Raw genomic sequence first — 23,397 nt, 5'->3', positions numbered from 1 at the left:
CATGTGTGGAATCGTTGGTGCCGTCGCCGAGCGCAATATCACAGCCATTCTGATCGAAGGTCTCAAGCGTCTTGAGTACCGCGGGTACGACAGCGCCGGTCTTGCCGTGCTCACCCAGAGCGGTGAACTGCAGCGCCGCCGCCGCATCGGCAAGGTCAGCGAGCTTGACGCTGCTGTAGCAGCCGACCCACTGGCCGGCCAGCTGGGCATCGCCCACACCCGTTGGGCTACCCACGGTGCGCCAACCGAAGGCAACGCCCACCCGCACTTCTCGGGCGATGAAGTGGCTGTGGTGCACAACGGCATCATCGAAAACCACGAAGAGCTTCGTGAAGAGCTGAAAGGCCTGGGCTACGTCTTCAATTCGCAGACCGACACCGAAGTCATCGTCCACCTGATCCACCACACCCTGAAGAGCACCCCGGACCTGGCCGATGCCCTGAAAGCCGCTGTGAAGCGCCTGCATGGCGCCTACGGCCTGGCACTGATCAGTGCCAAGCAGCCTGACCGCCTGTTGGCTGCACGCAGCGGCAGCCCGCTGGTCATCGGCCTGGGTCTGGGTGAAAACTTCCTGGCGTCCGACCAGTTGGCCCTGCGCCAGGTCACCGACCGCTTCATGTACCTGGAAGAAGGCGACATCGCTGAAATCCGCCGTGACCAGGTCACCATCTGGGATCAGCAAGGCAATAAGGTCCAGCGCGAAACCGTGCAGTACCATGAAGGTGCCGAAGCTGCCGACAAGGGCAACTATCGCCACTTCATGCTCAAGGAAATCCACGAGCAGCCAAGCGTTGTTCAGCGCACCCTGGAAGGCCGCCTTGGCAAGGATAACGTGCTGGTCCAGGCTTTCGGCCCGAAGGCTGCCGACCTGTTCGCCAAAGTGCGCAACGTGCAAATCGTTGCCTGTGGTACCAGCTACCACGCCGGTATGGTCGCCCGTTACTGGCTCGAAAGCCTGGCTGGCATCCCGTGCCAGGTGGAAGTGGCTAGTGAATTCCGTTACCGCAAGGTGGTGGTGCAGCCGGATACCCTGTTCGTCTCCATCTCGCAGTCTGGCGAAACCGCCGACACCCTGGCCGCGCTGCGTAACGCCAAGGAGCTGGGCTTCCTCGGCAGCCTGGCAATCTGCAACGTGGGCATCAGCTCGCTTGTGCGTGAATCTGACCTGACCCTGCTGACCTTGGCCGGCCCGGAAATCGGTGTGGCCTCGACCAAAGCCTTCACCACTCAGTTGGTGTCGCTGATGCTGCTGACCCTGGCTCTGGGCCAGGTTCGCGGTACCCTGGAAGAGGGCGTCGAAGCCGAGCTGGTTGAAGAGCTGCGTCGCCTGCCGACCCGCCTGGGTGAAGCCCTGGCCATGGACGCTACTGTCGAGAAAATCGCCGAGCTGTTCGCCGACAAGCACCACACCCTGTTCCTCGGCCGTGGTGCACAGTACCCGGTGGCGATGGAAGGCGCGCTCAAGCTCAAGGAAATCTCCTACATCCACGCCGAAGCCTACCCAGCCGGCGAGCTGAAGCACGGCCCGCTGGCACTGGTGGATAACGACATGCCGGTGGTTACCGTTGCCCCGAACAACGAGCTGCTGGAGAAGCTGAAATCCAACCTGCAGGAAGTGCGTGCCCGTGGTGGCGAGTTGGTAGTGTTCGCCGACGAGCACGCTGGCATGACCAATGGTGAAGGCACTCACGTGATCAAGGTTCCGCACATCGCCGATGCGCTGGCGCCGATCCTGTACACCATTCCACTGCAGCTGCTGTCGTACTATGTGGCCGTGCTCAAAGGCACCGACGTGGACCAGCCGCGTAACCTGGCCAAGTCGGTTACTGTCGAATAACCAACGCTGATTGTCCGATTCGAAAAAGCCCTCCACAAGGAGGGCTTTTTGCTTTCTGATGCCTACTAAACAGCGCACCCAGACATGTGATTCGGCTGCATCAACCTGGCGGCTCCGCTCAGATCTGCATCGCCATGCCGTCCACATTCATCGCTGCCTGGCGCAAGGCCTCGGAGCGGGTCGGGTGGGGGTGGCAGGTCAGGGCGATGTCTTCTGCCGAGGCCGAGAACTCCATGGCCACGCAGAACTCACCGATCATCTCGCTGACGCTTGGGCCCACCAGGTGCACACCCAGCACTTCATCGGTTTGGGCATCGGCGATGACTTTGGCGAAGCCTTCGGTCTCGTGGTTGATCTTGGCGCGGCTGTTGGCGGTGAAGGGGAACTTGCCTACTTTATAAGCACGCCCTTCGGCTTTGAGCTGCTCTTCGGTCTTGCCCACGGTGGCCAGCTCCGGGCGGGTGTAGATCACGCCAGGGATGAGGTTGTAGTTGACCTCGTGGGGCTTGCCGGCAATGCGCTCGATGCAGGCGACCGCTTCGTCTTCGGCCTTGTGCGCCAGCATCGGGCCGGAAGTGACGTCACCAATCACCCACACACCGGGCACTGAGGTGCGGTGGTGGTCGTTGCCGAGCATGCCGCGCTTGTCGGTTTCCAGGCCCACGCTTTCAAGGTTCAGCCCCTTGGTATAAGGGCGGCGGCCGATAGCCACCAGCACGTAATCGGCCTGCAGCGATTCTGCGGTGCCGCCGGCAGCGGGCTCCAGCGTCAGGCTCACGCCATCGGCACTTGCAGTGGCTTGGGTCACTTTGCTACCCAGCTTGAACACCATGCCTTGCTTGGCGAGTGCCTTTTGCAGGGTCTTGGCAGTTTCCGTGTCGGTACCTGGGCAGATGCGATCGAGGTATTCGATAACGGTGACCTGGCTGCCCAGGCGGCGCCAGACGGAACCCAGCTCAAGGCCGATCACGCCGGCACCGATGACGACCAGGTGCTTGGGCACTTGCGGCAGCGACAGCGCGCCGGTCGAGTCGATGATGCGCTGGTTGTCGATGGTCACACCCGGCAGAGGGGTAGGCTCGGAGCCGGTGGCGATGACCACGTCCTTGGCTTGCAGCGCCGTTTCGCTGCCATCTTCAGCCTTGACCACAACCTTGCCGACGCCGTCCAGGCGCCCCCAACCCTTGATCCAGTCGACCTTGTTCTTGCGGAACAGGTATTCGATTCCCTTGGTCAGGCCGGTCACGCTCTCGTCCTTCTGTTTCATCATCTGGGCGAGGTTGAGGGTGGGCTTGACTTCGATACCGAGGTGGGCGAACTCTTCACCGCTGGCGGCCTCGTACAGCTCGGACGCATGCAACAGTGCCTTGGAGGGCATGCAGCCCACGTTCAAACAAGTGCCGCCCAAGGTTGAGCGGCCTTCCACGCAGGCAACGCTCAGGCCCAGTTGGCCAGCGCGGATGGCTGCGTTGTAGCCGCCAGGGCCACCGCCGATGATCACCACGTCATAGGATTTCATGGGTTCAACTCCAGGATGTAGAAGCGCGAGAGGGGCACAAGGTTAAGCTGAGATGCGAGAATTGTATACAATCTGCTGTGTGGATAAGATCAGTTGGTTCTAGACCTTGGTCTCGTTTAGAGGAAACCTTCCACCAATGAACTACTCTGATCCGGCGACGTTCGAAATATCAGGCGTCGTGGTCAAACACGGATAGGAGGGTTGTTCATGCTCGCGCAACTTCCACCTGCACTGCAGAGCCTGCATCTGCCGCTGCGGCTGAAATTGTGGGACGGTAACCAGTTCGATCTGGGGCCTAGCCCGCAGGTCACCATCCTGGTCAAAGAGCCACAGTTGATCAGCCAGTTGACGCACCCAAGCCTGGAGCAGTTGGGCACCGCGTTCGTCGAAGGCAAGCTGGAGCTCGAAGGCGATATCGGTGAAGCCATCCGGGTATGCGATGAGCTGAGCGAGGCGCTGTTACCTGATTTCGAAGAGGCTTCGCCGGCGCGGCTTGCCCATGACAAAAGCACTGACGCCGAAGCCATCTCCTACCACTATGATGTTTCCAACGCGTTCTACCGGCTGTGGCTGGACCAGGACATGGCCTATTCGTGCGCTTACTTCCGCGAGCCTGATAACACGCTCGATCAGGCGCAGCAGGACAAGTTCGATCACCTGTGTCGCAAGTTGCGCCTGAATGCCGGCGACTACCTGCTGGACGTTGGCTGTGGTTGGGGTGGCCTTGCGCGCTTCGCTGCACGGGAATATGACGCCAAGGTATTCGGCATCACCTTGAGCAAGGAGCAGCTCAAGCTTGGCCGGCAGAGGGTCAAGGCCGAAGGCTTGGCCGACAAGGTCGACCTGCAGATTCTCGACTACCGTGACCTGCCTCAGGATGGCCGCTTCGACAAGGTTGTCAGCGTTGGCATGTTCGAGCATGTCGGGCATGCCAACCTGGCGCTGTATTGCCAGAAACTGTTCGGCGCCGTGAGGGAAGGGGGGCTGGTGATGAACCACGGTATCACCGCCAAGCACATCGATGGACGCCCGGTCGGGCGTGGTGCAGGTGAGTTCATCGACCGCTACGTGTTCCCCCATGGGGAGCTACCTCACCTGTCGATGATCAGCGCCAACATCTGTGAAGCGGGGCTGGAGGTGGTAGACGTGGAAAGCCTGCGCCTGCACTACGCCAAGACCTTGCATCACTGGAGCGCCAACCTTGAGAACCAGTTGCACAAGGCCGCAGCGCTGGTGCCGGAAAAGACCCTGCGTATCTGGCGCCTGTATCTCGCAGGGTGCGCGTATGCCTTTGAGAAGGGCTGGATCAACCTGCACCAGATCTTGGCAGTGAAGCCATACGCCGACGGGCACCATGACCTGCCCTGGACGCGCGAAGACCTGTATCGCTAAGCATGTAGATGCGGATTTTGTGGGAGCGGCCTTGTGTCGCGAAAGGGCCGCTCCCACACTCAGACTGCTTAGCTTAAAGGATTGGCGAAATCAGCCGTGCGATCCTCATGCCCAATTGCTGCAGTCGATGCGTGTCTAGGCTGTCCTCCGCAGTAATTTCCCGCGATTGTTCAAAGTCGTTGATCAGCATGTGCTCGACCTGGTCTGCGAAGCTGCGGTCGACTGTCAGCAGGGTAATCTCGAAATTCAGACGGAAAGAGCGGTTGTCCAGGTTGGCGCTACCGATCGCGCTGACATCATCATCCACCAGCACCACCTTCTGATGTAGGAAGCCCGGCTGATAGCGGAACATGCGTACACCTGCGCGCACCGCTTCGAAGGCGAACAGGCTGGAGGCGGCATAGACCACCCGGTGGTCTGGCCGCGACGGGATCAGCACTCGCACATCGACCCCACGCAGGACTGCCAGGCGCAAGGCGGCGAACACTGCCTCGTCAGGGATGAAGTAAGGGCTGGTGATCCACACCCGTCGGGTAGCTGAATGAATTGCTTCGAGGAAGAACAGCGAGCAGGTTTCCTGCGGGTCGGCCGGGCCGCTGGCCAAGGCCTGGCATAGCACCCCGTTATCTGGGTAGGTATCTGGCAGGATCAGCGGCGGCAGCTGGCGCGTGGCCCAGTACCAATCCTCGGCGAACGACTCCTGCAGGCAGGCCAGCACCGGCCCGCCGATCTGTACATGGGTGTCGCGCCAGGGGGAAAGTTTCGGGTGCTCACCGAGGTATTCGTCACCTACGTTGTGCCCACCAATGAAACCCAGCAGGCCGTCCACTACCACGATCTTGCGATGGTTGCGGAAGTTCACCTGGAAGCGGTTGAACCATCCGCGGCGAGTGGCGAAGGCATGAATCTGTACACCACCGTCGCGCAGCTGCTGGCTGTATCTGGCTGGCAAGGCATGGCTGCCAACGCGGTCATACAGCACGAACACCTGCACTCCTTCGGCAGCCTTGCGTAGCAGCAGCTGCTGTAATGCCTTGCCGAGGGTGTCGTCATGGATGATGAAGAACTGCACCAGCACCACGTCGCGGGCTTTGTCGATGGCGGCGAAGATGGCATCGAACGTGGCTTTGCCATCGATCAGCAACTTCACCTGGTTGTTCGCCAGGCAGGGCATGCGCCCCAGTTTTGGCATTGCGCGCAGGGCTGCATAGCTTTCTGATTCACGGGCGGTCAGGGCTTCTTCCACCCAGGGCCGCCAGTTGAGATTGGCCATGGCCACGTGCATTTCCTGGTTGGCCTGGCGCCTGGCCTTGATGTAGGCATAGAACGAGCGGGCGCCGAAGACCAGGTAGGGGATCAAGGTAAGGTAGGGGATGAAGAACAAGGGCATGGCCCAGGCGATTGCACCTTGGGCGGTACGCACGGTGAAGATTGCGTGCAGTGCGGCGACGATACCCAGTAGGTGAATCAGTCCGAGTAGGTAACCAAAAAAGTAGGGGCTGTGGTAGTCCATATGCATCCTGCTTGCCGAGTACACTTGAGCTAACAGAACACGTTCCCGGTCCGCCTTGCAACCTGAAGGTGGATTTGGCGTCCAAGGTTCAGCCCGGCCCGATTGGCCGGTTTTTTCAGGAGCGATCGTCCATGAAGATTCGTCTGCCACTGTTGGCGTTGGCCCTGGCTGCGAGCAGCCCGCTGGTGCATGCGCAGGTGCTGCAACCAGGTTTGTGGGAGCTGACCACCAGCAACATGCAGGTCGATGGCAAGCCGCTACCCGACATGCAGTTCATGCTCGGTCAGTTGAAAAACCTGCCGCCAGAGCAGCGCGCGATGATGGAAGGGGTGTTGGCCAAACAAGGGGTGACGGTTGGTGGCAACGGCGTGCGTTCGTGCCTGACGCCAGAGCAGGTGGCAACCAACGACATCCCACTGCAGGACCCGAAGTCGGGCTGCACGCAGAAGATCACCGACCGTACCGGCAATGTGTGGAAGTTCCAGTTCAGCTGCCCCAAGGCACAGGGCACTGGCCAGGCCACCTTCCTCAGTGACCGGGAATTCACCACGCAGGTCAGTGGTACCTTCAACGCTTCGGGTGTGCAGCAGCAAGGCAGCATGAACACCCGTGCGGTGTGGCTGGGCAATGACTGTGGCACGGTCAAACCGCGCAGCTGACGTCCCATTGCCATTGGCTGGTGGCGACGGCGTCGTGGGCATGCAGGCTTTCTGCATGCTCCACGCGCAGCTTGAAGGCCGTGCTCCATTGCAATTGCCGTAGCGCCTTGTGCAGGCGTCGTGCGGCGTCTTCACAGAACATCAGGTTCTGCCCGTTGGCCAAGGCGAAGGCTTGCTCGTCCGCACGCTTCACCGCGGTTTGCACAGCGGTCCCCAAGCTTGCCTCAATGCAATCGATCAATTCGGTGATGGGTAATACGTGCTCATTGCTGCGCAGCCTTACTTGAATGTGGGCGGTACTTCGTTGGCTGTGCGGCGTCGCCACAATACCTTCGGCGCTGCCAAGCCACTGCATTACTGCGGACTTTTCGACTTGGTCTTCGCTGAAGTCGTCCAGGAACTGCTGTTGGATCAGCTGGCGTGCAAGCGCAGCTGAGCATGGACAGGTAGAGGAATAGGGTACGGAAACAGATAGTTCCACGTGGAACACTTCGTTTTCTATCCGTGCATCGACCGAAACGGCGTAGCTTTTCCAGCCTGCCAAGGGGCTGATCAAGGCCGGCCTTTTCAGCAGATGCTCAAACCGCAGCCGCAGGTAGGCTGCCGAAGAAAGGCCTTCATGGCTGCTCAGGAAACCGGCCAGTAGCTGTCTGATTGCGAGTGGAGTGAGGGGCTGGTGCTCCAGTGTCTCAAGGGCAAGGTAAAGTCGCGACATATGGATACCGCGTGAACTGCCGTCTACCAGGCTTACCCCTGCATCGATTTTGGCGGCTGCGGTGCGCCCTTCGAATTGCACAGGCAAGGCAATCCCGCACATGCCCACCCAGTCCAAAGGCAAGGTGTACTCCAGGGTTTGTGCTGCGATGTCGGGGAGCTTGAGCTGGGTCATCTGGCTTTCCAAACAAAAAGAGGCATCAGTGGCAACCGCCGATCAGGCTGCAATGCAGCTTGAAGCGCTGCCCACAGGAGCTGGATACGCGGTTCAGGGTCGTCCAGCCAACGCGACGGCTATAACCCACCCAGGCTTCGCCATCGCTGGCCAGGCCGGTAAAAAAGGTCAACGTGCCATAGCGGCTGTTGGTTTGTGCCCACAGGCGCCGGCTGCTGAAGTCGTAGCCGCGCAGGTAGAAGGTATTGCCTTCGCTGCGCACGCTGTAATAGCTGCCTTTGCCGTCCTGGCAGGCAAGCAGTGTCGCGCTGCGTGTACACATCGCCAACGGGCTGTTCTTTGGCATGGCGGTCAGTGAAGTAGGCATGGCGAGCAACAGCAACACCATGGCGCGCAGCAGAATCATTTTCATCCCCGGTGAATACTCGTCCGTCGAGAACGGCTTGGCGAAATTGTATTGTTACTTTATAACATTGTGCAATGCATCGTTTCGAATGCGCTCGCCTGAAGAGGTTTCGCCATGTCCAATCGTCTCCCTGTCACCGTGCTGTCTGGCTTCCTTGGTGCCGGCAAGAGCACACTGCTCAACCATGTGCTGCGTAACCGCGACAACCTGCGGGTCGCGGTCATCGTCAACGACATGAGTGAAATCAACATCGACGCCAGCGAGGTGCAGCGCAACGTCAGCCTCAACCGCGCTGAAGAGAAACTGGTCGAGATGAGCAACGGCTGCATCTGCTGCACACTGCGGGAAGACCTGCTCGAAGAGGTTGCACGGCTGGCCGAAGAAGGCCGCTTCGATTATTTGCTCATCGAGTCCACGGGTATCTCGGAGCCGCTGCCGGTTGCCGAGACGTTCACGTTTCGCGACGAGCAGGGCCGCAGCCTTTCCGACATGGCCCGGTTGGACACCATGGTCACTGTGGTCGATGGCCTGAATTTTTTACGCGATTACCAGGCAGCAGAAAGCCTGGCCAGCCGTGGTGAAACTTTGGGCGAAGAGGACGAGCGGTCGATCAGTGATCTGCTGATTGAGCAGGTGGAGTTCGCCGATGTGCTGTTGTTGAGCAAGATCGACCTGATCGGCCAGCACGAGCGTGAAGAACTCATGGCCATCTTGCGTAGCCTCAACGCCCGGGCACAGATCGTGCCCATGGTCATGGGCCAGGTGCCGCTGGCGCGCATCCTGGACACTGGCCTGTTCGACTTCGACCAGGCTGCTCAAGCGCCTGGCTGGTTGCAAGAATTGCGCGGCGAGCATGTGCCAGAGACTGAAGAGTACGGCATCGCGGCCAAGACCTGGCAGGGGCGGCGGCCACTTCATCCACAACGCTTTTTCGATTTTATCCACAAGCCTTGGAGCAATGGTCGGCTGCTGCGTTCTAAGGGTTTTTTCTGGTTGGCCAGCAAGTACCAGGAAGCCGGTAGCTGGTCCCAGGCAGGTGGCATGATGCGTCATGGCCTGGCGGGCCGTTGGTGGCGTTTCGTGCCGCGCGAGCAGTGGCCCCAGGATGTGGATAACACTGCCGATATCTTGAAACACTGGCACGCCGAAACCGGTGACTGCCGGCAGGAATTGGTGTTCATTGGTCAGAATATCGACTTCAAAAAGTTATCCACAGAGCTTGAGGCCTGCTTGTTGACGGATGAAGAAATGGAGTTGGGGCCTATGGGCTGGTTGCGTCTGCCCGATCCATTTGGCCCTTGGCACGAGGAGGCGGCAGCATGAACCAGGCGCTCAAGCCTGTGGGTATCTTTCAGGTGTCTGGCGAAACGCCGCTGGTGCTGACCGACGTGCTGCAGGACGGCGTGAACCTGGCGGTATGGCGCCGGCGCTTGCCGCCACAGCTGGAGGATTTCGCCGAGCTGGTAGTCAGCCTTGGGCAACCCCTGGCAGAACAGTGGGTAATCGATGTGGACGAACAGCAGATGCCGGTTTTGTCGGATTTGCTACGCGAAGCGGCGGACTACCACGGCTACGAAGCATTCGTGGCCGATGTAGCCTGGCTGGTGGAGGCATATACCTGCCTGGTTGGCGCGCGGCGGGTCGGTTTGCGCCTGCGGGTGCTGACCGGGCCCATGTGCCCGCGCTTTCATGTGGATAACGTGCCGTTGCGATTGCTGACCACCTATGCGGGCCCGGGTAGCGAGTGGTTGCGAGAGCAGGAGAGCCGGCGCGGGGAGTTACACACAGCTCAAGTGCCTGTGGATAACATTCAGAAACTGCACGTCGGTGAAGTGGCTGTACTCAAGGGCGAGAGGTGGCAGGGCAACGAAGGTGCAGGGCTTGTGCACCGCTCGCCCTCGGGCCAGCAAGGGCGCCTGCTGCTCAGCCTTGACTGGCTAGCCTGACGGCGCATAGTGAGCCATCACCCCGCCTGAAGCCATCCCATGCTGCAGAACATTCCCACCCATGTGATTGCTGGCCCACTGGGGGCCGGCAAGACCACCCTGATCCGCCATCTGCTTGCCCAGCGCCCGGGCAACGAACGCTGGGCGGTATTGATCAACGAATTCGGCCTGGTTGGCCTGGATGCGGCCTTGCTCAGCCGTGACGAAGATGGCATCGCCATCGGCGAGGTTGCAGGCGGCTGCCTGTGTTGCGTCAACGGCATGCCGTTTCAGGTGGGCCTGGGCCGGTTGTTGCGCAAATCCCGGCCTGACCGGCTGTTTATCGAGCCGTCAGGGCTGGGCCACCCCCTGCAGCTGCTTGCTCAGCTGAAACAGGCTCCGTGGGCTGGAGTGCTGACAATTCAGCCGTTGTTGATGGTTGTCGATGCGCAATCCATGGTCCGAAACGAGCCGCTTCCAGACGCCCAACAGCAGGCTTTCAACGCGTCTGAAAACGTGGTTTTCAACAAGTCAGAGGCTGTGGATGAAAATTCTAAGTTGTTGATAACTAATAAATTTAAAGACAAGAATGTGGTGTGGTCGGTACAGGGCCAGGTGCCGCTATCAAGCCTTCTTGGCGCGCTGGTAGAGATTGTCGACAGCCCATTTGAGGAAAACCAGATTGTCGACAATCTTGGGGGGCCCCCAACAATATTGTGGACAGACCCCAGCCAGCCGATCTGTCTTGCCCAGGAGGGGGAGGGAGGTTGGAGCATTGGCTGGCGCTGGCATCCCGCACAGCAGTTTTATCCACAGCGGCTACTGGCGTTCTTGCGGACCTTGCCATGGCGGCGTGCGAAAGGGGTTATCCACAGCGTGGAAGGTTGGCAGTCATTCAATGGGCTCAAGGGTGACATGCCGATGTGGCAGCCCAGTGAATGGCGAAGGGATAGCCGTATCGAGCTGATTTTTGATCAGCCGCAATCGCAACCCATGCTGCAAGCTGGGTTGAGCGAATGCCGCGTCAGCTGATCAATTGCGCCAGCGATTGTGCTCTTGGCGCCACTGCTGCATCTCGATGACATTGTCGGTGCGTGGCGGGGTCTTGATTTCGAACGGGTAGGGCGCCAGCTCGATCTGCACGCTGTGCGCGCCAAACTGGGTCACGGTACCGGGGTGGCGTTGCTCGCCGGTAACGGTGAATTCGAAGGCATAGACGCGTGCCAGGCGCTTGCGGCCATTGGCATCACAGACAAAGGCGATGCGCTTGAGTGCGACGGCATCGTCTAGCAGCTCGAGATCGAGCTTGGCGCAGTGCTGTTTGACCCGTTCAAGGGCTTTTTCGCGCAACCCATGGTTGTGCCACAACCAGCCGCCTGCCGTGGCTAACAGCATCAGGACGAAGACATTCTCCAGGGTCAACATTTGCATATGCTCCAAACAGGTAGATCCAGCTTAACTGCGTCCCTGGCCTGTCGTACAGGTGGCAATCGAGTTCATACTGCGCTGCGCACAATCCTTGAAACAGCTTTGGAAACCCCCGCATGAAACGTACCCCGCACCTGCTCGCCATCCAGTCCCATGTGGTGTTCGGCCACGCCGGCAACAGCGCCGCGGTGTTTCCCATGCAGCGTATCGGGGTCAATGTCTGGCCACTCAATACCGTGCAGTTCTCCAATCACACACAGTATGGCCAGTGGGCGGGTGAAGTGCTTGCCCCGGCGCAAATTCCTGCATTGGTGGAAGGTATTTCCAACATTGGCGAACTGGGTCACTGCGATGCGGTGCTTTCTGGCTACCTTGGCAGTGCCGAGCAGGGGCGGGCTATTCTGGCGGGTGTCGAGCGGATCAGGGCGGTAAACCCCAAGGCTTTGTACTTGTGTGACCCGGTCATGGGGCACCCGGAGAAGGGCTGCATCGTGCCACAGGAAGTCAGCGAGTTCCTGCTCGACGAGGCGGCGGCGCGGGCCGACATCCTGTGCCCCAACCAGCTGGAGCTGGACAGCTTCTGTGGGCGCCGCGCGCAGTCTCTGGAGGATTGCGTGGGCATGGCGCGCAGCCTGTTGCAGCGGGGGCCGCAGGTGGTACTGGTCAAACACCTGGTTTACCCCGGGCGGGCCGAAGACCAGTTCGAAATGCTGCTGGTGACCGCCGAACACAGCTGGCACCTGCGCCGCCCGCTGCTGGCGTTCCCGCGTCAGCCGGTGGGGGTGGGTGACCTGACCTCAGGCTTGTTCCTGGCCCGTGTGCTGCTCGGCGACAGCTGGGTGCAGGCGTTCGAATTCACCGCTGCAGCCGTGCATGAGGTGTTGCTGGAAACCCAGGCCTGCGCCAGCTACGAACTGCAGCTGGTACGGGCCCAGGACCGCATCGCCCACCCGCGGGTGCGCTTTGAGGCGCAGTTGCTGGCGTTTTAGATCGCGTCGGTTTTCAGGTCCTGGTAGCGCTTCTCCAGCTCTTGGCGGATCTGGCGGCGCTGCTGGCCTTGCAGGAAGCGGCGTTTTTCTTCGCTGCTGTGCGGCTGGCGCGGCGGCACCGGCACCGGGCGGCGGTTGTCATCGACTGCGACCATGGTAAAGAAGCAGCTATTGGAATGGCGCACCGAGCGCTCGCGAATGTTCTCGGTCACCACTTTGATGCCGACTTCCATCGAGGTATTGCCGGTGTAGTTGACCGACGCAAGGAAGGTCACCAGTTCACCCACGTGCACGGGCTCGCGGAAGATCACCTGGTCGACCGACAGGGTCACCACATAGCTGCCGGCATAGCGGCTGGCGCACGCGTAGGCCACTTCGTCGAGGTACTTGAGCAGGGTGCCGCCATGTACGTTGCCAGAAAAGTTGGCCATGTCCGGGGTCATCAGGACGGTCATGCTCAGCTGGGCGTTTCCAGGTTCCATAGTGTGCTCACGGTGAGGTTGCGCTGAATCGGGCGAATGGAGGGCGTTATCTGCTGACACTTCTGTTCCCCTCTTTTGAATTTGCCGTACGAATACGGGACGTTGCCTGACGCGCCATCGTCACGCTGATCATGCCATCAGCGGCGCTTTTCCAGCCGATCTGTTTCTGCATATTGCACCGGCTATGTGCGGCGAGGCGCGATGTTAACCTGAGTACGCCCAGCACCATGGGCTTTCCTGCACTCAATACAGTATGTACTTGCTGCTCGCTCAGGTTTGCCTTGGCAGAGGAGCGGTCTGCCCAGGCATCCATAAAAAGACGAGAAAAGGAGTATCACGCCATGCATGCCATCAGCTTCATCCAGGACCTGGCAGTCATCATGATGGTCGCTGGCGTGGTCACCATAGTTTTTCACCGCCTCAAGCAGCCGGTGGTGCTGGGCTACATTGTCGCCGGCTTCATCATCGGCCCGCACACCCCGCCATTCGGCCTGATCCATGACGAAGAGACCATCAAGATCCTTGCCGAACTGGGGGTGATCTTCCTGATGTTCTGCCTGGGGCTCGAATTCAGCCTGCGCAAGCTGTTCAAGGTGGGCGCCACGGCATTCATCGCGGCGTTCCTGGAAATCGTGCTGATGATCTGGATCGGTTTCGAGATCGGCCGCTGGTTCGGCTGGAGCACCATGGATTCACTGTTCCTCGGCGCGATCCTGGCCATTTCCTCGACCACCATCATCGTCAAGGCACTGAACGACCTGAAGATGAAGAACGAGCGCTTCGCCCAGCTGATCTTCGGCGTACTGATCGTGGAGGACATCCTCGGCATCGGCATTATCGCCCTGCTGTCCGGCATCGCTGTCAGCGGCTCGGTCAGCTCGGGGGAAGTGTTCTCCACCGTAGGAAAATTGTCGCTGTTCATGATCGTTGCCTTGGTCATCGGCATTCTGCTGGTGCCGCGGCTGCTGGCCTATGTGGCCAAGTTCGAAAGCAACGAAATGCTGCTGATTACCGTGCTTGGCCTGTGCTTCGGCTTCTGCCTGTTGGTGGTCAAGCTGGAGTACAGCATGGTGCTGGGCGCCTTCCTGATTGGCGCGATCATGGCCGAATCGCGTCAGTTGCTGAAGATCGAACGCCTGATCGAGCCGGTACGTGACCTGTTCAGCGCCATCTTCTTCGTCGCCATCGGCCTGATGATCGACCCTCAGGTACTCGTCGATTACGCCTGGCCGATCGTGGTCATTACCTTGGCGGTGGTACTGGGCAAGATGCTCTCCTGTGGCATGGGGGCGTTCATTGCCGGTAATGACGGGCGCACGTCGCTGAGGGTGGGCATGGGCCTTTCGCAGATTGGCGAGTTTTCCTTCATCATCGCGGCGCTGGGCATGACGCTGCAGGTGACCAGCGACTTCCTATACCCGGTGGCGGTCGCAGTATCGGCCATCACCACGCTGTTGACGCCTTACCTGATCCGTGCGGCCGACCCGCTGTCGCAAAAGCTTGGCAATGTGGTGCCCAGCCGCCTGGCGCGGGTGCTTTCGTTGTATGGCGAGTGGTTGCGCAACATCCAGCCGCAGGGCGAGAGCGCCATGCTGGCCGCAATGATCCGGCGCATCCTGTTGCAGGTGGGAGTGAACCTGGCGCTGGTGATCGCCATCTTCTTCAGTGGTGGTTACTTTGCGGGGCGTATCGGCAACTGGCTCAGTGAGTGGGTCAGCGATGTCAGCCAGCAGAAGGCGATGATCTGGGGGGCGGCGTTGTTGCTGTCGCTGCCATTCCTGATCGCTGCCTATCGCAAGCTCAAGGCGCTGTCGATGCTGCTGGCAGAAATGGGCGTGAAGCCGGAAATGGCCGGGCGGCATACCCAGCGTGTACGCCGCGTGATCGCCGAAGTTATTCCGCTGTTGTCACTGCTGGTGATTTTCCTGCTGCTGTCGGCATTGTCGGCGAGCATTCTGCCCACCAGCGAGTTGTTGTTGGTCATTGCCGTGGTGGCCGCAGTGGTGGTGGCCTTGTTGTGGCGCTGGTTCATCCGCGTGCACACGCGCATGCAGATTGCCTTGCTGGAGACGCTGGAAAACAGTCGCGAGAATACGCACTGAAGGGAGCAATGGTCCCTGCGCAAGATTTCATCGTCGTCCGAGGGGATGGAGCGGTAGCAATGTCGCCAGGCGCAGAAAGCCTGGCGATTCTAGCTACATTGATGGCACTGGGCCATAAATTTTCCTGTGCCTGTACCGGCCTCTTCGCGGGCTTGCCCGCTCCCACAGGTATCGCACAGGCGCTGCAGAGATTGAGATCAGCTCTCCAGCCACACATCCCGCGCCCAGTGCCACACCGACTCCCAGCTCTCTTCACCGGCGATTTCCTCTTCCGCATCCCACAGCACCACGGTGCCGTCTTCTTCGACGCAGTAGTAGTTGTCGCCGTCCTGGCACAGCGGAATCAGGTCGCGCGGCACGCCGGCATCCCAGGCGTTGGCGGCGACGTCGGGCAGGTAGGTGTGCGATTGTGGGTCGGTGACAGTCACCGGCTCCAGCGAGCCATACACCACGTCGCTGACGGTCAGTAGAAACTCTTTGAACACGAACGGTATGTTGATGAACAGCTCTTCTTCGATTTCGACCAACTGGTCCTCGTCGGGAAGCTCCAGGGGCACCGGCACTGGCTGATTGGCTTCACGGAGTTGTTCGATCACTTCTTCCACGGTTCACTTCCTCTGACCTAGATGACAACGCTGCGCGTTATACCCTAGTAGGCCACTCTGGCAAAAGCAAAAACCCCGGGACAGGCCCGGGGTTTTTTGTACAGCACGCTGCGGTTAGCCGTTTTGACGGATACCGGCGACCAGCCAAGGCTGGTTCTCGCCTGGGGCGCGAACCATGTGCCAGCTTTCGCTGAACACTTCGCCCTGGTCGAAGCGCGAGTTCTTCGACACGCCACGGAAGGTCAGGGTGGCGTCGGTACGGTCGGCTCGGTCGTCGATACCGTCCAGCTGTACTTCGAGGTTGTCGATGTAGGTGGACTGGAAGCCGTCACCCAGTTCAGCACGCTCACGCTTGAGGAACTCGAGCATTTGCGGGGTGACGAACTCGGTGATCTTGTCCATTTCGTTGGCATCCCAGTGCTGCTGCAGCGACTGGAAGTGGTTACGGGCAGCAGCCAGGAAGCTTTGCTCGTTGAACCAGGCCGGGGCGTTGATCACCGGGGCAGCGGCGGCAGGTGCAGCCGAACCACCAAACACCGATTGCTGTGCCGGCTGGTTGTGAGCTTCACGCTGCATCGGCGCATGGCCTGGCATGGCCATTTGCGGCTGCTGCTGGCGGCGGCGTGCGGCAATGAAGCGGAACACCAGGAAGGCGATGAGCGCCACGATCAGGAAGTCCATGATCTGGAAGCCCTCGAAACCGTCGCCCATGAACATGGACGCCAGCAGGCCACCGGCGGCCAGGCCGGCCAGTGGGCCCAGCCAGCGCGAAGCACCGCTGGCGGCCGGAGCTGCACGACCAGGTGCGGCAGCCGGTGCGGCGGCAGGCGTGGTTGGCGTAGCCTGGCGGGTCTGGTGGATAGGCGCGGAGCCCGAGCTCTTGCCGCCGCCGAAACGCTTGGCGTTGGCGTCCAGGCTCAGCGTCAGGCCGACGCAGAGCGCCAGTGCGATGCTAAGAAAACGTTGCATAAGTGGGATATCCCCTGTTGTGGTTTGCACGCGCGTCATGGTGCACAGGTTCCCGGGCACATGACCAGCGACATAGTGTTTCGAGCTTTTGCCTGAATGTTACAAGGCGCCCCGGCAGGGCGGCCTTGGTCTTCAGATGGCTTCGAGCTTGGCGTACCCCAGCATCAGCCACTTGCTGCCTTCGGCAAAGTTCACCTGCACCCGTGCCTGGGCGCCCGAACCCTCGAAGTTGAGGATCACGCCTTCGCCAAACACCGCATGTTGCACACGCTGACCGAGGTTGAACGCTGTCTGCGGAATATTGGCATTGGCGAACAGGTTGCTGTTGGTGGCCGTCTTGGCCCCACTGAACGGGCGGCTGACGCTGTTGGACAGGCGCACTTCCTGAATCAGGCCGGCCGGAATTTCACGTACGAAACGCGACACCTTGTTGTAGGTCTCGCTGCCATACAGGCGACGTGTTTCGGCGTAGGTCATGACCAGTTGGCGCATGGCGCGGGTAATCCCGACATAGGCCAGGCGGCGTTCCTCTTCCAGGCGGCCGGGCTCTTCCAGGCTCATCTTGTGCGGGAACAGGCCTTCTTCCATGCCCACCAGGAACACATACGGGAACTCCAGGCCCTTGGCGCTGTGCAAGGTCATCAGCTGGACGCTGTCCTCATGCTCGTCGGCCTGGGTATCGCCGGCTTCGAGCGAGGCATGGCCGAGGAAGGCCGAGAGCGGCGAGAGATCGGCGTCTTCGTCGGTGGACTCGAAGTTGCGCGCCGCGCTCACCAGTTCCTCAAGGTTTTCTACCCGTGCCTGGCCCTTTTCACCCTTTTCTTCCTGGTGATAGGTGATCAGCCCGGACTGTTCGATGGTGGTCTGGGTCATGGTATGCAGGGGCATGTCCGTGACCTTGGCAGCCAACCCCTCGATCAGCTCGATGAAGGCGCCCAGGGCGCTGGCGGCGCGGCCCTTCATGGCCTTGGCCGCCAGCAGCTGGCACATGGCTTCCCACATCGACAGCTGGCTGTGGCGGGCATGCTCACGGATGGCTTCGACGGTCTTCTCGCCAATGCCGCGTGGCGGCACGTTGATCACCCGCTCCAGGGCCGCGTCGTTGCCACGCCCTTCGATCAGCCGCAGGTAAGCCATGGCGTTCTTGATTTCGGCGCGTTCGAAGAAGCGCTGGCCACCATAGATGCGGTAGGGGATACGCTCGCGCAGCAGGGCCTCTTCCAGCACCCGCGACTGGGCGTTGGAACGGTACAGGATGGCGATTTCGTTACGCGCATTGCCCTGCTTGACCAGGCTTTCGATGGTTTCAACCACGTAGCGCGCTTCGTCGTGCTCGTTGTAGGCCGCGTACAGGGTCAGCGGTTCGCCTTCGCCCATGTCGGTCCACAGTTCTTTGCCCAGGCGCCCGGTGTTGTTGACGATCAGCGCGTTGGCGGCCTTGAGGATGCCGCCGGTGGAGCGGTAGTTCTGCTCCAGGCGGATCATTTCGGCGTCGGGGAAGTCGGCCGTGTACTGGTGGATGTTCTCGATCTTGGCACCGCGCCAGCCGTAGATCGACTGGTCGTCGTCGCCCACCGCCATCAGGCTGGCACCACCGCGTGCCAGCAGGCGCAGCCAGGCGTACTGCACGGCGTTGGTATCCTGGAATTCGTCTACCAGCACATGCTGGAAGCGCCGCTGGTAGTGCTCAAGCAGGCCCGGGTGGTCGCGCCACAGGTCCAGGGCGCGCAGCAACAGTTCGGAGAAGTCGATGACCCCGGCGCGCTCACAGGCCTGTTCGTAGGCGGTATACACCTCGCGCATGGTCGCCAGGAACAGGTCGCCCCCAGCCTGTATATGCTGCGGGCGCAGGCCTTCGTCCTTCTGCCCGTTGATGAACCACTGGGCCTGGCGTGCCGGCCACTTCTGCTCGTCCAGGCCCAGCTCGCGCATGACCCGCTTGATCAGGCGCTGCTGGTCATCGCTGTCGAGGATCTGGAAGTTCTGCACCAGCCGCGCTTCCTGCCAGTGGGCCCGCAGCAGGCGATGGGCGAGGCCGTGGAAGGTGCCGACCCACATGCCTGCCGGGTTGATCCCCAGCAGTTGCTCGATCCGGTGGCGCATTTCTGCCGCCGCCTTGTTGGTGAAGGTCACCGACAGGATCGAATGCGGCGATGCCTGCTCCACCTGGATCAGCCAGGCGATGCGGTGCACCAGCACGCGGGTTTTACCGGAGCCGGCGCCAGCAAGCACCAGTTGACGCCCGAGCTTGGCCGCGACGGCCTGGCGTTGAGCATCGTTGAGGGAGTTCAGCAGGAGGGAGAGGTCATCTGTGTGCATCGGGCCATTCTAGGGCGCAGCAGGGGAAGGGTAAATGGCACTGTATAAATATTCACCCTGGCAAACATACAAAGCGGCCACTACAGGCGATGCGCTTGCAGCGGCCGCCGCGTCTACATCAATGGGTTTCCACGATGTCGGTGATGCAGGCGATCAGTTTACCGTCGTGGATAATGTCCACCTTCGGGATCTGGCCGTGCTCGTCTTGCGTTTCGAACGTCACTTGCTTGTCGCAGACAACCTGCATGAAGTTACCGTCCTGTTGCTGCAGTTCAAGCTCCAGGGCCAGTGCAAAGGACCTGTCCTGCTTTCTGCGCTTGACCAGTACCGGGACTATGCCTGCATGACTCACGGTGATTGTGCCCTGCACCCGCAGGCGAGTGCCTGGTGGCATCTTGTCGTGATGGGCTTTCCAGTCTTTGCATTCGATGATCATTTCCATACTCCTGTCTTGGGAAGAGCGGTATGACCTTCCCAGGACAGAGTGCTTGCAGCACCTGCCCGCACAGCAGAGCGAAGCGCTTCAGCTGTACCAATGCCTGCCATGCCTGGCCAGCAGGCTACCGGCCTGTTCCGGGCCATTGCTCCCGGCGGCATAGTGGCGTGGCGCCTGAAAGTGTTCCTGCCAACCCTTCATTAACGGATCAATCCAGTGCCAGGCCGCCTCCACCTCATCGCGGCGCATGAACAGTGTCGAATCACCCTCCACGATGTCCAGCAGCAGGCGTTCGTAAGCTTCCCAGCGGCGGGTCTGGCTGAATACCTGAGCCAGGTTCAGGTCCAGCTCGACTGGCTCCAGCCGCATGCCCTTGCCTGGGCTCTTGGTCATCATGCGCAGGCTGATGCGCTCATCCGGTTGCAGCTGGATCAACAGCTGGTTGACCTGGCCACCGCTGAACAGCTCGTGGGGTACCGGCTTGAACTGGATGACGATCTGCGACGAGCGGCGCGCCATGCGCTTGCCGGTGCGCAAGTAGAAAGGCACACCTGCCCAGCGCCAGTTGTCGATGTGCGCTTCGATGGCCACGAAGGTTTCGGTATCGCTGTCGTTGTCGACGTCCTTTTCGAAGTAATAGGCCGGCACCTCCTGGCCGCCGATGTGCCCGGCACCGTACTGACCGCGCACGGTCTTGTCCTGCACGTCCTGGCCGGTGATGGGTTTGAGGGCCCGCAGGATCTTCACCTTTTCGTCGCGCACCGCTTCAGCCTCGAACTGCGCAGGTGGCTCCATGGCCACCAGGCACAGCAGCTGCAACAGGTGGTTTTGCAGCATGTCGCGGGTTGCCCCGGCGCGGTCGTAGTAGGCGCCGCGGTTCTCTACCCCCAGGGTTTCGCAAACGCTGATCTGTACGTGGTCGACCTGATTGTTGCGCCACACCGGCTCCAACAGGGCGTTGGCGAAGCGCAGGGCCATGAGGTTCTGCACGGTTTCCTTGCCCAGGTAGTGGTCGATGCGAAATACCTGGTTTTCGTCGAACACTGCGCCAATCGCTTCGTTGATGGCGGTGGCCGAGGCTAGCGAGTGACCAATCGGCTTCTCCAGCACGATGCGCGCTTCGGGGTCGGCCAGGCCTGCGTTACGCAGGTGATTGGCAATCGGCACGAACAGGTTGGGAGCGGTGGCCAGGTAGAAAATGCGCGTCAGCCCGCCAGGTTCGCCCAGGTAGCGCGCCAGGCGGCCGAAGTCGGCGCTTTGCGAAGCATCCATGGGAAAGTAGTCGAGGCGCGCGGCAAACCGTTGCCATATGTCTTCGTCGAAGTCATTGCGGGCAATCTGCGCTCGGCAATGGCGTTCTGCGAGCTTGAGGTATTCGTTACGGCTTATGTTGCGGCGGGCGAGGGCGATGATGCGTACCGCGTTGTTCAGACGCGCCTCGCGATACAAGTGATAGAGCGCCGGGAGGAGTTTGTGCAGGGCCAGATCGCCGGTGCCACCGAACACCAGAATGTCGCAAGGAATAGTCAAACCGCCACTCTCCACGTTCGTTTAACTGGGCGGGTTGGCGTCCATGTAGTATAACTACAAGAAAGCTACAACCCGGCCAGTCGATCATAACCGAGTCCAGCCCGTGAATCTGTTGCAACATATCGCCCAATCGCGCCACCTGCTGCGCAAATCGGAACTCAAAGTGGCCGACCACGTGCTGCTCGACCCGGCTGCGGTCATGCACAGCTCGATGGCCGACCTGGCGCACAGCGTGGGTATCAGTGAACCGACGATCGTGCGTTTCTGCCGGGCGATCGGTTGCTCGGGCTTCCAGGACCTGAAATTGAAACTGGCGCAGAGCCTGGCCGCCGGGGCCAGTTTTGGCCAGTTCGCCATTCATGAAGACGACTCGGTTGCCGACTACAGCCTGAAGATTTTCGACACCACCCTGCACACGTTGATGGAAGTGCGCGAGCACCTCGACCCGCATGCGCTGCAACAGGCCGTGAGCGCCATGGCCCAGGCGCAGCGTGTGGAGTTCTATGGCTTTGGTGCATCCGGCGCGGTTGCGGCGGACGCCCAGCACAAGTTCTTCCGCCTGCTGCTCAGTGCGGCCGCGTATTCCGACCCGCACATGCAGGCGATGTCGGCAGTAACCTTGAGGCCTGGCGATGTGGCGGTGTGCATTTCCCAGTCGGGCCGTTCCAAGGACCTGCTGATCACCGCCAACCTGGTGCGTGAGAGCGGTGCCAACCTGATTACCCTGTGCCCAAGCCAGACGCCGCTGGCCGAGCTGTCGACCGTGAACCTGGCGATAGACGTGCATGAAGACACCGAAATCTACACCCCGCTGACCTCGCGTATCGCTCACCTGGTGGTAATCGACGTGTTGGCCATGGGCGTGGCCATGGCGCGCGGCCCGAGCCTGGTCAACCACCTGAAAAGCGTGAAGCGCAGCTTGCGCAGCCTGCGTTTGTCGCCCAAGTCGATCAAGGCTACAGATGACTGAATTCAACCTGTAGCGGCCTCTTCGCGGGCTTGCCCGCTTCCAGAGCAATTGCACCGAATCAAAAAGGTGCACAGTACCTGTGGGAGCGGGCAAGCCCGCGAAGAGGCCGCTACAGGCAGTAAAAATTCACGATTCTGTCACCATCCCACAGCCAAACCGTAAACCTTCAAGGCCAGTCTGAAACTCCCGCATCCTATCTGGGAGACAGGCAATGGCACGTGACCACGACGGTATCTACCAACCCAACGCCAAAGCTCGCAAGCAGCAGGAAAAAGATCAGCGCCGCATGGAATACCGCCGCGCGATCGAGGTGTATTGCGACCAACGTCAACTGCTGCGCGACCTGGTGGATTATCCCGAGTTGCAAGCACTCACAGTGCGGCAGTCTTCAGCGGCAACTTCCCCGAAAAACGCTCAACCAGCGCGCTGATCAGCGCACGTTCGCTGCGGATGAACGCCAGAAACGCCAAGGCCACCGGCGACTGCCGCTTGGCCTTGGACTGCACCACGCACCAGCTGCGGTACAGCGGCAGCTCTTCCACCGGTAGCTCCTTCAGCGCACCGGTGGCCAGTTCCAGGTTGACCGCATGGCGGGTCAGCAGGGCAATCCCCAGGCCGGCGATGACGCACTCGCGCTGGGCATCGGCCGAGGCCACCTCCAGGGTCTGGGTGAAATGCACGCGCTTGTCCTTGAAATACTCCTCGCAGGCCTTGCGCGTACCTGAGCCTTGTTCGCGTACCAGCAGGGTATGAGGCTCCAGGTCCTGAAGGCGCAGCTGGTCCAGCTTGCACAGCGGGTGCTCGGGCGGTGCCACCGCGATGATCGGGTTGTTGAGGAACGGCAGAAATTCCAGGCCCATGTCCTGCGGCACCATCGACATGATGATGATGTCGTCGCGGTTATCCGAAAGGCGGCGGATGGCCTGGGCGCGATTGACCACCGTAAGGGTCAGGTTGACCTCCGGGTGACGCTGCTTGAAGGCGGCGAACAGGTGTGGCACGAAGTACTTGGCGCTGGACTCGATCGCCAGTTTGAGCTGCCCCTGCAATGAGCCCTGCATGTCCGACAGCTGCATGTCCAGGCTCTCGAGGCGCCCGAAGATGTCGCGGCTGGCGCGTTGCAGGGCTTCGGCCGCTTCGGTCAGGTAGAGCTTCTTGCCCACGTACTCGAACAGCGGCTGGCCGATCAGCTCTTCGAGCTGGCGGATCTGTAGACTAACGGCGGGTTGCGTCAGCGACATCTCCTCCGCCGCACGGCTGTACGAGCGCAAATCGCACACCTCATTGAAGATCTGCAATTGACGCAAAGTCATACGCATCAATGACTTACGCATTTTTACCCGCCCTTCGGCAACACCTTGTAACTGCACTATAAGCTTTTACTAATGTTGCCTCTAACAAATATTGATTTTTGTTTATCGAACCAC

General features: G+C 60.6%; 22 protein-coding genes. 10 read left to right on the top strand and 12 right to left on the bottom strand.

Features of this window, described 5'->3' with window-relative positions:
- Window position 1: 1 nt before the first annotated feature.
- On the top strand, window positions 2-1,837 hold the full coding sequence (glmS, locus tag PP4_RS27350) for a glutamine--fructose-6-phosphate transaminase (isomerizing) (protein ID WP_016502291.1): 1,836 nt from the start codon (window positions 2-4) through the stop codon (window positions 1,835-1,837).
- 118 nt (window positions 1,838-1,955) lie between these two features.
- Here glmS and lpdA read toward each other — a convergent pair whose 3' ends face one another.
- Window positions 1,956-3,356: a dihydrolipoyl dehydrogenase gene (lpdA, locus tag PP4_RS27345; protein ID WP_016502290.1), complete on the bottom strand. Its 1,401-nt coding sequence runs from the start codon at window positions 3,354-3,356 to the stop codon at window positions 1,956-1,958.
- A gap of 207 nt (window positions 3,357-3,563) precedes the next feature.
- Between lpdA and cfaB the strand changes: the two genes are divergently transcribed.
- The gene (cfaB, locus tag PP4_RS27340) at window positions 3,564-4,748 is read left to right on the top strand and encodes a C17 cyclopropane fatty acid synthase CfaB (protein WP_016502289.1); all 1,185 of its coding nucleotides are present in this window, start codon (window positions 3,564-3,566) and stop codon (window positions 4,746-4,748) included.
- A 73-nt stretch (window positions 4,749-4,821) separates the two neighbouring features.
- Here the strand turns inward: cfaB and cls are convergent, their stop codons facing one another.
- Complete coding sequence (gene cls, locus PP4_RS27335) at window positions 4,822-6,261, bottom strand: cardiolipin synthase (protein ID WP_016502288.1); 1,440 nt, start codon at window positions 6,259-6,261, stop codon at window positions 4,822-4,824.
- 131 nt (window positions 6,262-6,392) lie between these two features.
- On the opposite strand from cls, the gene PP4_RS27330 reads away from it, so the two are divergent.
- Entirely contained in the window at window positions 6,393-6,920 is a 528-nt protein-coding gene (locus PP4_RS27330; RefSeq protein ID WP_016502287.1) for a DUF3617 domain-containing protein, read from the top strand.
- Here PP4_RS27330 and folE2 read toward each other — a convergent pair.
- Both folE2 and PP4_RS27320 read right to left on the bottom strand, forming a co-directional pair.
- Entirely contained in the window at window positions 6,904-7,809 is a 906-nt protein-coding gene (gene folE2, locus PP4_RS27325) for a GTP cyclohydrolase FolE2 (RefSeq protein WP_016502286.1), read from the bottom strand. The genes PP4_RS27330 and folE2 overlap by 17 nt on opposite strands.
- A gap of 25 nt (window positions 7,810-7,834) precedes the next feature.
- Entirely contained in the window at window positions 7,835-8,215 is a 381-nt protein-coding gene (locus PP4_RS27320) for a hypothetical protein (protein ID WP_041168154.1), read from the bottom strand.
- A 114-nt stretch (window positions 8,216-8,329) separates the two neighbouring features.
- Between PP4_RS27320 and zigA the strand changes: the two genes are divergently transcribed.
- Genes zigA through PP4_RS27305 form a run of 3 tightly spaced genes read left to right on the top strand, consistent with a single transcriptional unit; the run spans window position 8,330 to window position 11,172 of the window.
- Complete coding sequence (gene zigA / locus PP4_RS27315) at window positions 8,330-9,538, top strand: zinc metallochaperone GTPase ZigA (protein ID WP_016502284.1); 1,209 nt, start codon at window positions 8,330-8,332, stop codon at window positions 9,536-9,538.
- The gene (locus PP4_RS27310) at window positions 9,535-10,161 is read left to right on the top strand and encodes a DUF1826 domain-containing protein (RefSeq protein ID WP_016502283.1); all 627 of its coding nucleotides are present in this window, start codon (window positions 9,535-9,537) and stop codon (window positions 10,159-10,161) included. Before zigA ends, PP4_RS27310 begins: the two co-directional genes overlap by 4 nt.
- Before the next feature lie 39 nt (window positions 10,162-10,200).
- Window positions 10,201-11,172 carry a CobW family GTP-binding protein gene (locus PP4_RS27305; protein ID WP_016502282.1) on the top strand — a complete coding sequence of 324 codons (972 nt, stop codon included), beginning with the start codon at window positions 10,201-10,203 and terminating at the stop codon, window positions 11,170-11,172.
- Here PP4_RS27305 and PP4_RS27300 read toward each other — a convergent pair whose 3' ends face one another.
- The gene (locus PP4_RS27300; protein ID WP_016502281.1) at window positions 11,173-11,565 is read right to left on the bottom strand and encodes a DUF3301 domain-containing protein; all 393 of its coding nucleotides are present in this window, start codon (window positions 11,563-11,565) and stop codon (window positions 11,173-11,175) included.
- A gap of 119 nt (window positions 11,566-11,684) precedes the next feature.
- On the opposite strand from PP4_RS27300, the gene pdxY reads away from it, so the two are divergent.
- Window positions 11,685-12,557, top strand: coding sequence for a pyridoxal kinase PdxY (pdxY, locus tag PP4_RS27295; protein ID WP_016502280.1), 873 nt, complete (start codon window positions 11,685-11,687; stop codon window positions 12,555-12,557).
- On the opposite strand, the gene PP4_RS27290 is transcribed toward pdxY, so the two are convergent.
- On the bottom strand, window positions 12,554-13,039 hold the full coding sequence (locus tag PP4_RS27290) for an acyl-CoA thioesterase (RefSeq protein WP_003253263.1): 486 nt from the start codon (window positions 13,037-13,039) through the stop codon (window positions 12,554-12,556). The two genes, pdxY and PP4_RS27290, sit on opposite strands and share 4 nt — an antisense overlap.
- Before the next feature lie 341 nt (window positions 13,040-13,380).
- On the opposite strand from PP4_RS27290, the gene PP4_RS27280 reads away from it, so the two are divergent.
- A complete protein-coding gene (locus tag PP4_RS27280; RefSeq protein ID WP_016502278.1) occupies window positions 13,381-15,141 on the top strand; it encodes a cation:proton antiporter in 1,761 nt (586 codons plus the stop codon).
- Window positions 15,142-15,338: 197 nt separating this feature from the next.
- Here PP4_RS27280 and PP4_RS27275 read toward each other — a convergent pair whose 3' ends face one another.
- The 5 genes from PP4_RS27275 to zwf all read right to left on the bottom strand — a co-directional run bounded on the left by PP4_RS27275 (window position 15,339) and on the right by zwf (window position 21,000).
- Window positions 15,339-15,746 (bottom strand): SMI1/KNR4 family protein, encoded by a 408-nt coding sequence (locus tag PP4_RS27275; protein ID WP_016502277.1) that lies wholly within the window; start codon window positions 15,744-15,746, stop codon window positions 15,339-15,341.
- 114 nt (window positions 15,747-15,860) lie between these two features.
- Window positions 15,861-16,715 (bottom strand): Tim44 domain-containing protein, encoded by an 855-nt coding sequence (locus PP4_RS27270; protein WP_016502276.1) that lies wholly within the window; start codon window positions 16,713-16,715, stop codon window positions 15,861-15,863.
- 132 nt (window positions 16,716-16,847) lie between these two features.
- Window positions 16,848-19,034, bottom strand: coding sequence for a DNA helicase II (uvrD, locus tag PP4_RS27265; RefSeq protein WP_016502275.1), 2,187 nt, complete (start codon window positions 19,032-19,034; stop codon window positions 16,848-16,850).
- Window positions 19,035-19,152: 118 nt separating this feature from the next.
- Complete coding sequence (locus PP4_RS27260; RefSeq protein ID WP_016502274.1) at window positions 19,153-19,470, bottom strand: hypothetical protein; 318 nt, start codon at window positions 19,468-19,470, stop codon at window positions 19,153-19,155.
- Between the two features lie 87 nt (window positions 19,471-19,557).
- Window positions 19,558-21,000, bottom strand: a complete 1,443-nt coding sequence (gene zwf / locus PP4_RS27255; RefSeq protein WP_041167943.1) for a glucose-6-phosphate dehydrogenase — start codon at window positions 20,998-21,000, stop codon at window positions 19,558-19,560.
- A 103-nt stretch (window positions 21,001-21,103) separates the two neighbouring features.
- Between zwf and hexR the strand changes: the two genes are divergently transcribed.
- Both hexR and PP4_RS28415 read left to right on the top strand, forming a co-directional pair.
- Window positions 21,104-21,970, top strand: coding sequence for a transcriptional regulator HexR (hexR, locus tag PP4_RS27250; RefSeq protein ID WP_016489869.1), 867 nt, complete (start codon window positions 21,104-21,106; stop codon window positions 21,968-21,970).
- A 211-nt stretch (window positions 21,971-22,181) separates the two neighbouring features.
- Window positions 22,182-22,400 (top strand): PA3496 family putative envelope integrity protein, encoded by a 219-nt coding sequence (locus tag PP4_RS28415; RefSeq protein ID WP_016502272.1) that lies wholly within the window; start codon window positions 22,182-22,184, stop codon window positions 22,398-22,400.
- Here the strand turns inward: PP4_RS28415 and PP4_RS27245 are convergent.
- A complete protein-coding gene (locus PP4_RS27245; RefSeq protein ID WP_041167942.1) occupies window positions 22,342-23,304 on the bottom strand; it encodes a LysR family transcriptional regulator in 963 nt (320 codons plus the stop codon). The two genes, PP4_RS28415 and PP4_RS27245, sit on opposite strands and share 59 nt — an antisense overlap.
- Window positions 23,305-23,397: the final 93 nt, after the last annotated feature.

It is taken from the genome of Pseudomonas putida NBRC 14164 (assembly GCF_000412675.1).
GTDB classification, from domain to species: Bacteria; Pseudomonadota; Gammaproteobacteria; order Pseudomonadales; family Pseudomonadaceae; genus Aquipseudomonas; species Aquipseudomonas putida.
Note: the sequence above shows the minus strand (reverse complement) of the source record. Positions and strands in the feature narration are given on the sequence as shown.

What these genes read in the sequence shown, in the direction of transcription:
- glmS (WP_016502291.1), top strand. Translation starts at nt 2, where the DNA reads ATGTGTGGAATCGTTGGTGCCGTCGCCGAGCGCAATATCACAGCCATT.
- lpdA (WP_016502290.1), bottom strand. Translation starts at nt 3,356, where the DNA reads ATGAAATCCTATGACGTGGTGATCATCGGCGGTGGCCCTGGCGGCTAC.
- cfaB (WP_016502289.1), top strand. Translation starts at nt 3,564, where the DNA reads ATGCTCGCGCAACTTCCACCTGCACTGCAGAGCCTGCATCTGCCGCTG.
- cls (WP_016502288.1), bottom strand. Translation starts at nt 6,261, where the DNA reads ATGGACTACCACAGCCCCTACTTTTTTGGTTACCTACTCGGACTGATT.
- PP4_RS27330 (WP_016502287.1), top strand. Translation starts at nt 6,393, where the DNA reads ATGAAGATTCGTCTGCCACTGTTGGCGTTGGCCCTGGCTGCGAGCAGC.
- folE2 (WP_016502286.1), bottom strand. Translation starts at nt 7,809, where the DNA reads ATGACCCAGCTCAAGCTCCCCGACATCGCAGCACAAACCCTGGAGTAC.
- PP4_RS27320 (WP_041168154.1), bottom strand. Translation starts at nt 8,215, where the DNA reads ATGATTCTGCTGCGCGCCATGGTGTTGCTGTTGCTCGCCATGCCTACT.
- zigA (WP_016502284.1), top strand. Translation starts at nt 8,330, where the DNA reads ATGTCCAATCGTCTCCCTGTCACCGTGCTGTCTGGCTTCCTTGGTGCC.
- PP4_RS27310 (WP_016502283.1), top strand. Translation starts at nt 9,535, where the DNA reads ATGAACCAGGCGCTCAAGCCTGTGGGTATCTTTCAGGTGTCTGGCGAA.
- PP4_RS27305 (WP_016502282.1), top strand. Translation starts at nt 10,201, where the DNA reads ATGCTGCAGAACATTCCCACCCATGTGATTGCTGGCCCACTGGGGGCC.
- PP4_RS27300 (WP_016502281.1), bottom strand. Translation starts at nt 11,565, where the DNA reads ATGTTGACCCTGGAGAATGTCTTCGTCCTGATGCTGTTAGCCACGGCA.
- pdxY (WP_016502280.1), top strand. Translation starts at nt 11,685, where the DNA reads ATGAAACGTACCCCGCACCTGCTCGCCATCCAGTCCCATGTGGTGTTC.
- PP4_RS27290 (WP_003253263.1), bottom strand. Translation starts at nt 13,039, where the DNA reads ATGGAACCTGGAAACGCCCAGCTGAGCATGACCGTCCTGATGACCCCG.
- PP4_RS27280 (WP_016502278.1), top strand. Translation starts at nt 13,381, where the DNA reads ATGCATGCCATCAGCTTCATCCAGGACCTGGCAGTCATCATGATGGTC.
- PP4_RS27270 (WP_016502276.1), bottom strand. Translation starts at nt 16,715, where the DNA reads ATGCAACGTTTTCTTAGCATCGCACTGGCGCTCTGCGTCGGCCTGACG.
- uvrD (WP_016502275.1), bottom strand. Translation starts at nt 19,034, where the DNA reads ATGCACACAGATGACCTCTCCCTCCTGCTGAACTCCCTCAACGATGCT.
- PP4_RS27260 (WP_016502274.1), bottom strand. Translation starts at nt 19,470, where the DNA reads ATGATCATCGAATGCAAAGACTGGAAAGCCCATCACGACAAGATGCCA.
- PP4_RS28415 (WP_016502272.1), top strand. Translation starts at nt 22,182, where the DNA reads ATGGCACGTGACCACGACGGTATCTACCAACCCAACGCCAAAGCTCGC.
- PP4_RS27245 (WP_041167942.1), bottom strand. Translation starts at nt 23,304, where the DNA reads ATGCGTAAGTCATTGATGCGTATGACTTTGCGTCAATTGCAGATCTTC.